Annotated in this window: 13 protein-coding genes; 4 read left to right on the top strand and 9 right to left on the bottom strand. The window is 37.8% G+C overall.

The window, feature by feature from the left end:
- Window positions 1–19: 19 nt before the first annotated feature.
- Both O0931_RS03480 and O0931_RS03485 read right to left on the bottom strand, forming a co-directional pair.
- Window positions 20–2,686, bottom strand: coding sequence for a TonB-dependent receptor (locus O0931_RS03480; protein WP_269414154.1), 2,667 nt, complete (start codon window positions 2,684–2,686; stop codon window positions 20–22).
- Window positions 2,683–3,645: a GLPGLI family protein gene (locus O0931_RS03485; protein WP_269414155.1), complete on the bottom strand. Its 963-nt coding sequence runs from the start codon at window positions 3,643–3,645 to the stop codon at window positions 2,683–2,685. Before O0931_RS03485 ends, O0931_RS03480 begins: the two co-directional genes overlap by 4 nt.
- A 421-nt stretch (window positions 3,646–4,066) precedes the next feature.
- On the opposite strand from O0931_RS03485, the gene rplU reads away from it, so the two are divergent.
- From rplU to O0931_RS03500, 3 genes are all read left to right on the top strand, one after another.
- Window positions 4,067–4,378 (top strand): 50S ribosomal protein L21, encoded by a 312-nt coding sequence (gene rplU / locus O0931_RS03490; RefSeq protein ID WP_056090270.1) that lies wholly within the window; start codon window positions 4,067–4,069, stop codon window positions 4,376–4,378.
- Between the two features lie 52 nt (window positions 4,379–4,430).
- Window positions 4,431–4,847 (top strand): 50S ribosomal protein L27, encoded by a 417-nt coding sequence (gene rpmA / locus O0931_RS03495; protein WP_269414156.1) that lies wholly within the window; start codon window positions 4,431–4,433, stop codon window positions 4,845–4,847.
- 139 nt (window positions 4,848–4,986) lie between these two features.
- Window positions 4,987–5,838 (top strand): hypothetical protein, encoded by an 852-nt coding sequence (locus O0931_RS03500; protein WP_269414158.1) that lies wholly within the window; start codon window positions 4,987–4,989, stop codon window positions 5,836–5,838.
- A 46-nt stretch (window positions 5,839–5,884) separates the two neighbouring features.
- Here O0931_RS03500 and O0931_RS03505 read toward each other — a convergent pair whose 3' ends face one another.
- The 6 genes from O0931_RS03505 to O0931_RS03530 all read right to left on the bottom strand — a co-directional run bounded on the left by O0931_RS03505 (window position 5,885) and on the right by O0931_RS03530 (window position 13,756).
- Window positions 5,885–6,859 (bottom strand): polyprenyl synthetase family protein, encoded by a 975-nt coding sequence (locus tag O0931_RS03505; RefSeq protein ID WP_269414159.1) that lies wholly within the window; start codon window positions 6,857–6,859, stop codon window positions 5,885–5,887.
- Between the two features lie 8 nt (window positions 6,860–6,867).
- Window positions 6,868–8,067: a carboxypeptidase-like regulatory domain-containing protein gene (locus O0931_RS03510; protein ID WP_269414160.1), complete on the bottom strand. Its 1,200-nt coding sequence runs from the start codon at window positions 8,065–8,067 to the stop codon at window positions 6,868–6,870.
- Entirely contained in the window at window positions 8,068–10,197 is a 2,130-nt protein-coding gene (rnr, locus tag O0931_RS03515) for a ribonuclease R (protein WP_269414161.1), read from the bottom strand.
- A gap of 103 nt (window positions 10,198–10,300) precedes the next feature.
- The gene (locus O0931_RS03520; protein WP_269414162.1) at window positions 10,301–11,359 is read right to left on the bottom strand and encodes a sialidase family protein; all 1,059 of its coding nucleotides are present in this window, start codon (window positions 11,357–11,359) and stop codon (window positions 10,301–10,303) included.
- Window positions 11,340–13,043 (bottom strand): ABC transporter ATP-binding protein, encoded by a 1,704-nt coding sequence (locus tag O0931_RS03525; RefSeq protein ID WP_269414163.1) that lies wholly within the window; start codon window positions 13,041–13,043, stop codon window positions 11,340–11,342. Before O0931_RS03525 ends, O0931_RS03520 begins: the two co-directional genes overlap by 20 nt.
- Window positions 13,043–13,756, bottom strand: a complete 714-nt coding sequence (locus tag O0931_RS03530) for a 3'-5' exonuclease (protein WP_269414164.1) — start codon at window positions 13,754–13,756, stop codon at window positions 13,043–13,045. Before O0931_RS03530 ends, O0931_RS03525 begins: the two co-directional genes overlap by 1 nt.
- A 99-nt stretch (window positions 13,757–13,855) precedes the next feature.
- Between O0931_RS03530 and O0931_RS03535 the strand changes: the two genes are divergently transcribed.
- A complete protein-coding gene (locus O0931_RS03535) occupies window positions 13,856–14,356 on the top strand; it encodes a DUF1579 domain-containing protein (protein ID WP_269414166.1) in 501 nt (166 codons plus the stop codon).
- Window positions 14,357–14,430: 74 nt separating this feature from the next.
- Here O0931_RS03535 and O0931_RS03540 read toward each other — a convergent pair whose 3' ends face one another.
- Window positions 14,431–15,333 carry a DUF72 domain-containing protein gene (locus O0931_RS03540; RefSeq protein WP_269414167.1) on the bottom strand — a complete coding sequence of 301 codons (903 nt, stop codon included), beginning with the start codon at window positions 15,331–15,333 and terminating at the stop codon, window positions 14,431–14,433.
- Window positions 15,334–15,548: the final 215 nt, after the last annotated feature.

A 15,548-nucleotide genomic window follows, 5' to 3' on the forward strand; every position in this document is an offset into this window, starting at 1 on the left:
GTCGGATGAGGTTTTTTTATTAAAAATTAAATCTTGCCCTTAGCATTGCTACTCTTCCGGGAATGTAGTAAGTGCCGGTTGTTAATGAATTGGCAGAAAGGTATATGGCATCGAAAGTCTTAATGTTTGCTAAATTCGTTATGCCAAATTCCAAATCTGTTTTAAGTTTGACTATTTTGTATTTTACATTGGCATCGGCAAAAAGGTAATTTAAATTTGGCTGCGTTGATTGATGTGTAAACAAATGTTCTGCAGAGAGGTTTACATAAACGTTTTTAACGGTTGTAAAAGACAAAGCAGATTGCTGCCTTAATTGCTGAAAATTGGTTTTAATGGCATTTTCTGTTTGAGTTTTATTGTTTGTTATTGAATAAGTGGCATTGTACGACCAATTTATAAAGCTAGTTAACTTGGCATCAATTCCGGCTTTATAGGTAATGGTTTGGGTATTTATCGGCAGCAAATCATTGTTCTGAAGTTGCTGATAGTCGCTTTGAGCAAAACTCACACCGGCATTAACCGTGCTTCTGAAGTTAAACAGGTATTTACTGGCGTTGGCAGTTAACGATAAACTTTTAACATGGTTTGATAAAGGCAATACAACCCTTTGCTGAATATTGTTCGTTAGCGTATAGGATGAAATTGTATTTAATTCGGCATCGCTGTATCCGGCATTTACATTAATAAATAACATTTGCATCGCTTTTCTAAAGTTAAACCCTGCGCCAATTGAATGTATTTTACTTTCTGAGATGGGGGCATCGTTGGCGAAAAGCGAACGGTAGTTACGCAGAACAGTTCCTTTGTAAACATCATCAATCCCGCCTAAATCATTTTTAAAAGAATAGTTGGCCGAAACATAGTTTTCCGGGCTGGTTTGATATTTAAGATTCATTGATGGATTAACAAAAAATCTTACTAAGCTTTTATCCAAATTGTTTCCCCGGTCTTCATAGTTTATCAGATTATAACTTAAAGGCAAGGAAAGGTTAACTTTTAGTTTATCTCCGGTAAAGTCATAGCTGCCTTCCGTGTAAAATTTCGTTTTAAGCCAGTCTAAATCATTTACCGCATTTTGCGATACCAACTCAATCGTATGATTGTTCTGAATTTTGTATAACTCGGCGTTTAAATTCTGACTTTGAACATTAAAACCAACCCTGTAAGTTTGCATAAATTTGTTGCTAAACAATGCGTAGGAGATATAATTGTTTGTGTAAGAAGTTGGCAGCTTCGTGTATTGATTTAAGCCTGCATAGGCTTGCCCGTTGTTCAGGATATCTGCATTTAAACCCGGAGTAATATTTAAACTTTCGGGCTGCGTTGTGCGATTTAGGTAGGAATAAAAGTTTAAGACATCGTCAGATTTGAGTTTCTTCCGGTAGCTGAATTCGTTTGAAACATCAAGCGTTTCTTGCTTGAGGATTTGATAAGCAGGTATACTATTAATCACTATTCCTGAATTTGTTTTGAAAGGAACATAGTCCAATACAAAATTGTTATTCAGGTAGTACTTATCCGCATTGCCATTTAAATTAAATTGTGCCCGTAATTTTTGCGGATTGACAGCATTGCTTTGAATTTCTGTATACTTTACCGTTTCCGTAGGTAAATACGTTTTTGAAAACTTATTGTATTGTTGGGTTCGTTCATCATACAAATAGTAGAGATTGGCTCGCAGCTGTAAATCATCATTAAATTTATAGAGGTTGTTCAGGTTGATTAAACCTGCTTTATTAAACAGATACCGGCTTTGAGGTAACGATGGAACGCCTGCGGCACCTGTAGAAAGTAATCCGGATGGTTTGTCGTTATCCAGTCTTTTCAGGTAATCAGAAAAATTATGTGAGGTTAAGTCAATTCCGGGGTCGATGCCAATATTATTGCCTTTAATATTATTGATGAATTTCAATTTTTTGTTGAATAACATTGCTGTTAAATTTTCATCAAAGCGGTTGGGTGTGCCGGCACCAACAGTTGCATCGCCCATCACTTTAAGCTTAGCCTCATCCTTCAATACCAGATTAAGTGCAACATCATCACTGGTGTTGTTTTTGCGCATCATCTTAATGGGTTGGTCGTTCTGAATTACCTGTACTTTATCAACGGCACCCTGCGGAATACTTTTAGTGCCGATGTTGTATTTATCATCGAGGAGGTTATCACCATCTACATATAAATTTGAAATTGCCTTTCCGTTGTAGCTCACTTTTCCGTCTTCGGCAACTTCAATTCCCGGCATTTTCTTCAGAACATCGCCAATGCTTCTGTCTTGCTTATCTGCAAAATCCGATGGCCTGTAATTTAACGTGTCGCCGTTGGATGTTAATTTTGGCCGGTTTTTAACCGTTACGGTTTCAAGGTTAATTTCTCCGTTTTGAAGGACTAAATCGTAGCTTTTGTTTACATCATCTATTTTGACAGCTGTTTTTTTATAACCGATGCTGGATGCTTCAAGGTTATAATTAATAACATTTTCATTTTTAAGGCTGATTGAAAAATCGCCCTTGCTATCTGACCGGTTAAAGCTTACGATATTACCTTCCGTATCTTTTAAAGTAACGTTAACTGATGAAATTCCCTTGCCCGAAATGTCCTTAACCTTTCCTTTCAATTGTTTTTGCCCGAATACTGCAGTAAAGCTTAGCAATGCTGAACATATAATTATTGCAGATAGTCCTCTCATTTTTTCTCAGGAAGTTCGATTGGATTATTAATGGTTGTTTTTGACAATGAAGTTATGCCGCCGGATGGTCGGGGCGCTGTCGATGTTTTAAATGAACCTTGCATACCGCTTGCGGCCATTTGTGCCTGCATAAAACCCTGAGGATCTTTATCTCTTGCTTCTTTCAGCCTGTCGAATTCTTTTTTTGTGGTTTTTATGGCATCGGCAGGGAGTTTAATTTCAGATTCGAAATAAGGATTTCCGATATCCATGCCAACAATTTTAACCGTACCAACAGCACCATTTGGCATGGTTAGTTTTGGCTCGCCATTTTCTGTTGCTTTCGCAGCTTCTTCTTTAACGTTTTCCAGACCTGCGAATTCAAATTTTACTTCTTTTTTTTCATCATAAGCCTCGATAATTAAGCCTGGCAAACCATTTAATTTCCATGGGCCACTTTGAAAAGGAATTTCGGTGGCAAACCAGGCTATCCAGTTTCTACCCTTGAAGTGCGTGGTCGCTTTCTGGCAATGAATTCCTGAAAAACTTGTCGTGTCTTTTAGTATTTTCCAGTCTATAACTGGTGCGGTTTCCTCGATAAGGTAATTATTAAACAAGCGCTCTTTAGTTATTAATTTATGTTCAGCAGCGAAGTAAAAATAATCAGATTGTGTTAACGGGCCTTTAGTTTCGCTTTTTATATTGATGGTAAAGTTGTTGCTGCCGGCTTGATTTTTCATTTGTTCCTGCATTTGTTTCTGCATGTTCATGCTCTGATTAATCTTGTCGTAACTTGTATATACCGATGCATTATTACCGGTAACGAGCAGCATGTTCTCTTTTGCGGGTTTATCTTTTTGCGTGGTATCCTGAATGTGGGTGAAGGTGTACCGAACCCGGGCCAGTGCTTTATCGGGTTTTTGTGCATGAATGGTTAATGACAGCATGGCTGCACAGCAGGTTGTTAAAATAGTTTTCATAATACTTATTTAGATTATTTAATTTTCGTAAATCTACGAAATATTCGTAATACAAAAATGCTTTAACATTTTTTAACAACGAGGTACCGCCTGAATTTTTTTGAGCTTCAGATTAACCGGGTGGAGGGGAAGCTGCCGAAATTTTGAAATGCCGGCCTGCGTAAAATAAACCTGATGGTAATGGAAAGCCCGGAGCGTAGCGAGGAATGGAATGAACAGCAGGGCAGGAATTACCTAAGAATTACCAGACCTAGCTTTTCAAAAATAGCATGTAAAATGATCCTAAAATCTTTAAATCCTAGTAACCAAGGTTCCGGAGGATTTTAGTGAAAAATATTTTCAGTATGTGTTTGTGTGTTAACTGAATTTGTTCTATATTTGCACCTCGTTAAATAAAAATTAAAAAACTAATATTTAAACAATGTACGCAATAGTAAATATAGCAGGACAGCAATTTAAGGTTGCTAAAGACCAGCACCTTTTTGTACACAGGTTACAAGGAGATGAAGGCGCTAGTATTGAATTTGATAACGTATTGTTGGTTGATAATGGTGGTGCAATCACTGTAGGTGCTCCTGCGGTTAAAGGTGCTAAAGTTTCAGCTACTATCGTATCTCATTTAAAAGGTGATAAAGTAATTATTTTCCACAAAAAACGTAGAAAAGGTTACAAAAAGAAAAATGGTCACCGCCAGTTTTTCACAAAGATTCAGATTTCTGACATCACGCTATAATTAATTTGTTAACCCAATAATTCGCTTTTAGCGAGTTAAAAAATATAAAATCATGGCACACAAAAAAGGAGCCGGTAGTTCGAAAAACGGACGTGAATCGCATAGTAAGCGTTTAGGTATTAAAATTTTCGGTGGTCAGGAAGCTATCGCCGGAAATATCTTAGTACGTCAACGCGGAACCAAACACCACCCGGATAAAGGTGTTGGTATTGGTAAAGACCACACTTTATTTGCTTTAGTTGATGGTACTGTTATTTTCAAAAAGAAACAAGATAACAAATCTTATGTTTCTGTACTTCCTGCAGTAGCTAAAGCTGAGGTTGTTGAGCAAGTAGCTAAAGCACCGGCTGTTAAAAAAGAAGCTGTAGCTAAAGAAGTTGTTGAAGAAGCACCAGTGAAGAAAGCGCCTGCTAAAAAAGCAACAGCAAAAAAAGAAGAATCTGCTGAAGAAGCTGCACTTGCAGAATAATTAGTAATTAACTTATATTAAAAAGCTCCCGGATGTATTCGGGAGCTTTTTGCGTTTAATGATTTTTAACAGCGTTAAACTCTGTTAAATAACATTTTTTAACAATTCATCGGGATAAATTAGCACAAAATATAGCACGATGAACGTTAAAATTGTAAACTTGTTTGCATTTGCTATTCTTCTGACAAGCTTTTCTTTGAAGGCACAAAATGTTGAAGAAAATATCCGGATGGTAAAACCATTTAAAGCAGATGGCTTATCTAATGAATGGGAAGAGCCGCTTAATCAATACAACGATGCGACAAAGCTCGCTTTCGCATTAGCTAATGATGATACAAACCTTTACATTATTATAGAGTCGCTGGATCCTCAAACAACCTTCAGTGTTTTGCGTGGCGGGATAACGCTGAACATTAATACCCAGGGCAAAAAGAAAGATGGTATCAAATTGATTTTTCCATTGATTGAAAGGCCGCCAATGCTCAAAGACGGTGAAATGCCTGAAGGCAAAGATGGTGCTCCGCCGCAGTGGCAGGAAGACAGAAGTGGTGAGCAGCCCGTAATGAAAAGTATTAAAATTTTCGGCTTTAAGAATATTAAGGATGGTAACCTGCCTGTTGTGAATGAAGAAGGTATTGAAACCGGCATGGGTATTCGGCCAAACAAAGACCTTACTTACGAACTGAGCATACCACTGGCGCAATTAGAAGTAAGTTTAGATATGAAGACACCTTTGGTTTATAACATAAAAATTAACCAGCCTAACAGGCCTGATTTTAAGAAAGGTGGCGATAGACCGGAAGGCGAGGGCAGGCCCGGAAGCAGAGGCGGAATGGGTGGTGGTGGAATGGGCGGCGGACGTGGCGGTATGGAGCGCAGCGTCGGAAAAATGGGCGGTGGAAGTGGTGGCAGACCTCCCGGAGCGGGTATGGATGGACCGGAAAATAGAAAGTCTGATTTCTGGATAAAATATAAACTTGTAAAAGCTTAACCCAATAAATACAGTTAAAAAAGCCGGTTTTAATTAACCGGCTTTTTTAGTGCTGACGAGCCATTAACTGATTTGTTAAATTTAAAATATTGGCTTTGGCTTCGTTGCTGACATTAATTTGTGCCATTAATGCAAGGGCTTTATCCATGTAATTATCCATGGTTTCCATTGCAATGTTTCGAATATTTAAGGCGTCATAAACCTGTTTAACAGCATTAACTTTCTCTTTAACATCAAATGTTTCGTAGTTGGTCCAGGTTTGAAGCGACTGAAGATTATCTTTTTCAGCGAGTTCAAAAGCTTTTAGTAAAAGGAAAGTTTTTTTATTTGCAATAATATCTCCGCCAACCTGCTTACCAAATTTTTCAGGATCGGCATAAACATCCAGAATATCGTCCTGAAGCTGAAAAGCAATTCCTATATTTTCACCAAACTGATATATTAAATCGGCATCTTTTGCTGAAGCTTCCGCGATAATGGCGCCAAGTTTTAAGGCACCGCCCAGCAAAACAGCCGTTTTTAACCTTATCATATCAATGTATTCTGCAATGGTTACATCATCCCGGTCTTCAAATTCCATATCGAGTTGCTGACCTTCACATACTCCTTGAGCGGTCGAATTGAAGGTTTCAAGCACATCTTTTAAAAAGATTGGATTAACTTTAGCTAAGTTTTTATTTGCCTCTACCATCATTACATCACCACTTAAAATAGCCGTATTTGTGCTCCATTTTTCATGAACAGTCGCTTTGCCCCTGCGCAGCGGTGCATTATCCATGATGTCATCGTGAACCAGTGTAAAGTTATGAAATACCTCAATTGCCATAGCAGCATGAATGGCATCGTTCGGATTTTTACCAAATAATTCGGTCGACATTAATACAAGCAGCGGGCGAATTCTTTTGCCACCAAGATTAATAATGTATGTTATCGGATCGTAAAGTTGTTTTGGATTTTCAGGAAACTTTAAATTCTTAATGGCCGTTTCTAAAATTTCCTGTAACTGTAATATGTCAGACATTTTTTGTTTTATGGGTTAATCATTGTGCCAAAGGCATTCTGGCCTTCCATCATCTTGCTGAATTTATCTTCAAGCGATGTTTGCTTAACAATCGGATTATTTTGCCAAAAATCGGCATTATATTTTATAGATTCTACTACATTTTTATCTTTGGTATCTCTTCTTACATTTTGAAAACTTTCATTTTGCAAAGTGTTATCTTCCTGATAAACGGTTAGTAAGGAACTTATAATAGCGCTTAAATCATTAGCGCGCATTCTATCCATATAACTTACGGCCAAATACATCTTAGTTGATATGCTTTCCAGTATGTTAATATCAGTTGATCCACTTTTAAAAGTGGCAATTGTTTTTACAATAGGTGGATATTTAAAAACCGCTCCGGCAGCTAAATCCATAGGCAGGTTCAGGATATTATTTTCTACCCTGTAGATTTTAAGATCCTTAGTGCCAACATAAAAAGCAGAATTTGCATAAAATTGATTTTTCCCGGCCTTTTTTATGGTACAGGTAACAACTGCAATATCCTGATCAGCTTGTTCAATATAACGTTCAATTTCAATCGTATACTTGTCGAGGGTTTTTTCAGTAACAAAGGTGCCTGAATTTGGGACGGTAAGGTATCCGCTCGAACTGAACGTAAAATACGACTGATTGCTTAAATCAAAACCAGACTGATTTTTACTTTCGGCAAACCGGGTTTGTCTGGCAATCCAGCCCGAAGTACGGGTAACATTCCATTTAATATCATAAAAAATCTCATGGATTTTAGTCGGGTTATTGTTTACGGAAGTTAATTGCCTGTAAAAGGCTTTTAGATAATGGTTATCATCTTTATATTTAGCGGCCTTTTCAAAAGCGCTTTTTAATAACTTTTTTCCCTGATAGGGATCTACCGTTATTTCGGCTAAATTGATGGCTGCTTGTTTAAGCTTAATGATTAAGTTATCCGAAGCATTTTTTACTTCCGTTTCATCGCTCAGATAACTTACATGGCTAAACTTTAATTTTACCGGAAGCGTAGCAGCTTTAATTACGAAATCCCCGTTTTCATTTGTAATTGAAGTAGTTTGTGTGCCGATAATCATTAAAGAGACAAAAGGTATTGGCTCACCGGAAACTTCGTCTATAACTTTGCCTTGTATGGTTTGCGAATGGCTTTTTACCGCACAAGAAAAAAGTATAAACAGGATAATATTTTTTATCATTTATAAAACTAACGAAAAATCTATTTGTCGTTTAGCAAGATCCACTTTTTTAACTTTTATTGTCACTTCATCACCTAATTGATACTTTTTCTTCTTGCGTTGCCCGACAATACAGTAATTCTTTTCATCGAGTACATAAAAATCATCTGAAATTTCACGCAGGCGAACCATACCTTCGCATTTATTTTCTTCAATTTCTACATACATACCCCATTCTGTAACACCGGTAATAATACCCTGGTAAATGTTTCCGACATTTTCTTCCAGGTATTCGGCTTGTTTATACTTTATGGAGGCACGTTCTGCTTCGGCGGCTCTTTTTTCCATTGCAGATGAATGCGCACTTGCTACTTCGTAAAATTCAGCGTCGGCAGATTTTTCTCCGGCCAGATAATCCTGCAATAAGCGATGTACCATAACATCCGGATAACGACGGATAGGTGAGGTGAAGTGGGTATAATAGTCAAAAGCTAACCCATAATGACTGGTTTTCTTGGTTGTATAAATCGCTTTAGCCATCGAGCGAATAGCTAAAGAAGTTAATACATTTTGTTCTTTTTTACCTTCAACATCGGCCATTAAATGGTTTAAGGATTTCGCAATTTCTTTATCAGATTTTGTGTTGATTTTATAGCCGAAACGCGATGCGAAATTCGCGAAGGTATTCAGGGTTTCCATATTCGGAGAATCGTGAACCCGGTAAACAAATGTTAGTTTATTTTTTCCTTTCAGTTTTGTGGCAATAAATTCGGCTACTTTTCTGTTGGCCAAAAGCATATAATCTTCGATAAGTTTGTGCGCATCTTTTCGTTCCTTAACATATACACCTATCGGTTTACCATTTTCATCGAGTTTAAATTTAACTTCGGTACTTTCAAAACTGATGGCGCCGTTTTTAAATTTCCTTTCACGAAGAATATGAGCCAGTTCATTTAATTTAAGTATTTCGGTAGCATAATCGCCGGCTTTGTTTTCTATAACTTCCTGAGCTTCTTCATAACTGAAACGTCTGTCGGAGTGAATAGCTGTTTTTCCATACCATTCAGATTTAATGTTTGCCTGGTCATCTACTTCAAAAACAGCGGCAAAGCATAATTTATCTTCATGCGGACGTAATGAGCATACACCGTTACTTAACCTTTCAGGAAGCATCGGAATAACCCTGTCGACCAGGTAAACCGATGTAGCACGACTATAAGCTTCCTTATCCAGCTCAGTTCCCCGGATAACATAATGAGAGACATCAGCAATATGAACACCAATTTCGTGATTTCCATTGGGTAATTTCCGGTAAGAAATGGCATCATCGAAATCTTTCGCATCAGCAGGGTCTATGGTAAAAGTTAATACATTACGAAAATCTCTGCGTTTGGCAATTTCAGTTTCCGAAATTTCTTCCGGAATTGCATTGGCTTCTTTTTCTACGGCAGGAGGGAATGATAACGGGAAGCCATATTGCGCCAGAATTGCATTCATTTCAGTATTATTCTCACCTTGGTCGCCCAGCACATGCTTCACCGTTCCGATTGGGTTCTTAGCTCCTTCAGGCCAGTCGGTTAAACCCACCAAAACCCTTTGTCCGTTTTTAGCGCCTAACGTATCCGATAGCGGCACAAAAATATCGTGCATCATCTTTTTATCATCAGCAATTACAAAGGCAAAACGTTCGGATATTTTTATAACACCCGTGAAGTCAGATTTTGCTCTCTTAATGATTTCAACAACTTCGCCATCATTTTTGCGGCCGTTCTTTTTAGCAAAAACATAAACCTTTACCAAATCGCCATGTAAGGCGTTTTTAAGTTTACGTGGCGCAACAAAAACATCTTTTTCAAATTCATCATCAGGAATAATGTAGGCTGAACCATCCGCCGTCATATCTACACGACCTGTCAGAAAGTTTTGTAATTCTTTTAACTTGAATTTTCCTTTTTCCGGTTCCAGAAATATTCCGGCACTTTTTCCTTCTTTTAAAACTTCGAGAATGGTGTCGCGGGATTTCTGATCGTTGAGGTTTAATTTGGCTGAAACCTGTTTATAATTTAGTGTTTGATTACTGTTTTTTTCGAAGACATCACTAACCAGTTGATTCAGAACCAATTTTATATTTGCGGATTTCTTTTTTGCCATGTGTTAAATGTATTTTACCGAAGATACAGAAAAGAAAGAAATGAAGGTTAGGAAGTAGCCGGAAAATGTGATAGCAATGATGTTGTTGCTATTAAAAAATCTTTTAATCGATTAACAATTCTACGTATTTAATCTTTTTTCGAAGCGAGGTATAACTAAGGTGAATGTGGTCATTTATACCTTGGATTATTGCCGGATAGCTGTATTCGCCTTCTGTGTGATTTTCCAATGTGTAAATGTCTTTCCAGTTTTTTCCGTCATCAGAAATTGCTAATTTTAAAACTGAACGACCCTCCCACCAGTTTTTTCCAGCTTCTAAAGGGTTATAAATGAGTAATTGCCTACCGCTTCTTAAGGTTACGGCGTCGCTACCAGAATTTGGATTAGGTAAATTCGTTTTGGAGAGTTTTGACCAGGTTTCGCCATTATCATCAGACCAGCTTTGAACAATAACATTTTGCCTGCTCCGGCACAGCAGCTGAAGTGTTCCATTGGGATAGGTCAAAATGGATGGCTGAATTACGCCAAAAGTATCGCAATCAATCTCGATTTTTTTCCAATTATGTCCATTCTTGTCCGATTGTTCGATGTGAATTAACCATTTCTTTTCATCTAAACTTTCAGTACTCGATGGGTAGAGGATATTGCCATTTGCAAGTTGAACAGGTTTATTTTTTATCGGACCTAAAAATCCGTCGGGTAATTTCTTTGCTGCTGACCATGTTTTTCCGTTATCGGATGAAGTTTTGTATTCAGCCCACCACGATCTCGGGTTGGGGCCTACTTTGTAGTGCAGGTACAATACACCGTTTATGGCTTTAAACAATACCGGATTCCAACAAGGATAGCGTAAACTATCATTTTGTATGCCGTTGGCAATTTCCACCGGTTTGGACCATTTGTTATCGGATCTGGTTGAAGACCAAATGGAAACGTCTTTACTGCCTTCAAATTTACCTCCGAACCAGGCACACCTAATTTTATTGTCTGTTAAAATTACTAGTGTTGATGCATGGCAAGCTGCAAAAGGAGCGTTATCAAAAATAAACCCGGATTGAATTAATTTAATTGGTTTTACTTGTGCTTTTGAATCGGCTGAAGAGACCAATAGTAGAAGCACTAAATAAGTAGATGTTAATTTTTTAATTGCCAGGAATTGCATCAATTAATTTTTTAGTATAAGCCGCTTTTGGTGAATTAAATATGTAATCGGGAAAACCCTCTTCTTCAATTTTTCCTTTGTTCATCACTAAAATACGGTCGGAAATGTGTTTTACCACGGCTAAATCGTGAGAAATGAAAATATAGGTTAAGCCAAATTCGCGTTGCAAATCTTTGATCAGATTTAACACCTGTGCCTGTACGGAAACATCCAAGGCCGAAACAGATTCATCGCAAATGATAAACTTTGGTTCTAAAGCGAGGGCTCTGGCAATAACGACACGCTGGCGTTGCCCACCACTAAATTCGTGCGGGTAACGGTTGTAATGTTCTTCTTTTAAACCAACTTTATTCAATAATTCCAAAACTTTTGCTTTTCTTTCAGTTTCATTTTTGAAGAGACTGTGTACTGTTAAAGGTTCAAGGATTGATTGACCAATAGTTAGTTTTGGATTAAGTGAGGCGTAGGGATCCTGAAAAATGATTTGAATATCTTTTCTTAATTTTCTCATTTCAGCCTTGCTGACATGGGTGATGTCTTTCCCATCGAAAATAATATTGCCTGATGTTGGTTGAATCAAGCGTAAAATACTCCGGCCTAAAGTGGTTTTTCCACAACCGGATTCCCCAACCAAGCCCAGGGTTTCGCCAGGAAAAACATCAAAATTAATCTGGTCTACAGCTTTAACATATTCTTTATTCTTACTGAAAAAACCATTGTTTATTGGGTACCATGTAGATAAATTCTTTATTTCAAGCAATGGTTTTTTAGCGTATAATGAACTGCGCCTGGCCTGCGTTTCTGCTGCTGTTATTTGATTAGACGGATTTAAATGAGCCAACGCATCGTCGACTATACCTGTCAGGAAATCGGCTACTACAGGTAATTTTTTTAACTGTAATGCTGGTGACGGCCGGCAAGCCAGTAAGCCTTTTGTATACGGATGCTGAGGATTTTGAAAGATTGATTTTGCATTTCCTTGTTCCACGATTTCGCCTTTATACATTACAGCAACCTCATCCGCAATTTCGTGTACCACACCTAAATCGTGCGAGATGAAAATCATCGCCATATCGCGTTCTTCTTTAAGCTTCAGAAGTAATTGTAAGATGGTTTTCTGAACAGTAACATCTAACGCAGTGGTTGGTTCATCAGCGATTAAAAGCTTTGGATTACAACTCAAAGCCATCGCAATCATCACACGCTGTTTCTGTCCGCCAGAAATTTGATGCGGGTAACTTTCAAATATCTTTTCCGGTCGGGGCAATTGGACTTCTTTAAAAAGTTCTATTGTCTGGCGTTTTGCTTCTTCTTTAGCAACTTTTTGATGCAGAATAATTGCCTCAGCAACCTGATAACCGCAAGTGAACACCGGGTTAAGTGAGGTCATCGGCTCCTGAAAAATCATCGAAATTTGATTCCCACGGTATTGCCTGATTTCGTTGGCATTTAAATTAAGTAAACTTATGCTATCGAAATCCACCTGGCCGGTTATTTTGGCCAAACGTTCATCGTGTAAACGCATAATCGAAAAAGAAGTTACCGATTTTCCCGAACCCGATTCACCGACAATTCCGAGAACAGTTCCTTTTTTTACATGGAAACTTATCTGTTTTACAGCTTTGAACCAGGTTTTTTCATCCTGATTGAAGAAATCGATAGTTAAATTTTCTACGTTTAGCATCAGGTTACAATTGTAATGTTTTCTGGCGGAATTATATTCATGCCTTTAAATTTTAACAGCACCTGAGCGGTAGTAATTACATCTTTCTGGCAATAGGTTACAATGCGCGGTAAGTTTTTTTCTTCATAATAAACCTGTCGTACCATACTTCCGTCGATGTCGTCTTTTGGTGTTGGTACATTTAAAATGGCCGCAAGCAGATTTAATGAAGTATAATGTTTATAATCGCCGAATTTCCAGAGTTCCATTGTATCCAGATGGTTTATTTCCCAGGGTTTTTTGCCTGAAATTTGAAGCTGAACCGGGATTTCAATACCATTAATTAATAAACGTCTGCACAGATAAGGAAAATCAAATTCTTTACCGTTATGTGCACAAAACATTAATGTTGATAACTGCTTTTCCAGCACAGTGGCAAAATCTTTCAAAATCTCTTTTTCATCGTTTCCATAAATTGATTTTACCCGTAGATATTGATTTTTATCCTGTGTGTAAAAAATGCCCATGCTTATACAGATTATTTTGCCAAATTCTGCCAGTATACCGGCCCGCTCGTAAAAATCGTCGGGACTTTGTTCCGGCTTTCGCTGATAATGCGTTTTTTGTTCCCAAAGATCCTGTAAATGAGGCGGCAATTCGTCGTAAAATGCATATTGAGGCACAGTTTCGATATCGATAACCATAACCTGATTGAGATCGACCGTTTTTAGCATAAAACAATATACGGAAATACTTTTTAGTTCGCAATTTTCAATTTCATTGCGACAATAAATCAATTTAACAATCTGACAATATTTTTTTAAGTTTGATATATGGCAAAAAGCAAATTTGAAATATCCTTGGAAGAAGGTTCACACAAAATTCTATCGGGTTTGATAGGAGATTGGGAAGGTACATCTAAAACCTGGTTTGAAAAAGACGTGCTCGCTGATGAATCAGCGGCGAAGGGCGTATTTTCTTCAATTTTAGGGAGCAGGTTTGTTTCTTATGATTACAAGGGAAGTCTGGATGGTAAACCTTTAGCAGGAAAAATGATCATTGGCTTTGATATTCCATACCAGCGATTTACAAGCAGCTGGATGGATAGCTTCCACATGGGTACACAAATTATGCTTTCCAGCGGAGTTGCTACTGATAAAGGGTTTTCAATATTAGGAACTTATGGAAGTCCTGAATATGGTGAACAGCTCTGGGGATGGCGAACAGCTTTAGAAATCTTAAACGATAATGAAATTATAATTTCTGCTTATAATATTTCGCCTGAAGGGGAAGAGGCTAAGGCAACTGAAACGGTTTTGAAAAGAATTTTATAACAGTTATTCTGTCATGTTGAGCTTGTCGAAACATCTTCTTTAAGTTCTTCGACAAGCTCAGAATGACAATATTATTAAAATAAAGTTGGCGATTGTGCAGAACCATTTGCCATAACCGGAATTTTTAAATCTGTACCAATGGCTTTATTTAACTTTTCTGTAAAATAGGCAGAAAATAATGGCGATGAAAGCTCCACATTTTGGTGAACAAAAAAGTATAGGTTTTCGAGGCCTTGCTTTTTCCATTCCACTATTCTTTCAACCCAGTCATCTAAACGTTTTTTATCAATTGCATCGTCATTTGCACCGACAAAGCGGATAAAGGCGTTAGGAGAGGTTAACCGCATGTGGAGCATATCTCTTCTGCCCGAAGTGTCTACAATAATGTTTGCAATACCGTTTTCTTCAAATAATGTGGCAAACTCGTTTGCAATTGCGGGGTTTGAAAACCATTCTTCGTTTCTAACTTCAACAGCTAAAGGAATCACCTTTGGAAATTCTTTTACAACGATTTTAAGTCGTTCGAAATCTTTTGGCTTAAAATTATCATGCAGCTGAAGAAAAGCCATGCCTAACTTATCTTCAAAATTGCTGATGGCATCACAATATTGTTCAACAGGTTCTTTAACATTGATTAATCTTTTAAAGTGACTTATCGTATTGGTGAGTTTCGGAAAGAACTTGAAATCAGCCGGTGTTTTTTGAGTCCAGGTGATTACCTGTTCGCTGCTTGGCATTCCGTAAAAAGTCGCATTCAGTTCAATTGAATTAAACTGCGTAGCATAATAAGTTAATTCATCTTTGGTACCTTTCGGATAAAAACCTTTCAAATCCGCTTTGTTCCATTTGGCACAACCTACATAAGCCCGGAAATTCTGTTTGGGTTTATTGGCCTTTAAAATAGCTTCCGTTTGCGGCGCATCTGCCGGAAGAGTGAAATCTATTATCGAAGGGTCTTCTACTTTACCGAATTGCATATGATGTTATTTAACTAACCGCTAAGTTAGCAAAGAAAATTGCGCAAAGAAACACAAAGGAAATATTTGCACCATCATTTCATCTGACAGCTATCGGAAGCGAGGCACGGCGCAATCTTAATGCGGCAGACAGGTTCGATACATTACTATAGTTGTAAGATAGCCTGTCTGCGTTGGGCAGGCTTCTTGCCTCGCAATAGCGGATTTAAAAAAAA

Origin of the sequence: Pedobacter rhodius, from assembly GCF_027213645.1 — a bacterium.
Lineage (GTDB): Bacteria > Bacteroidota > Bacteroidia > Sphingobacteriales > Sphingobacteriaceae > Pedobacter > Pedobacter rhodius.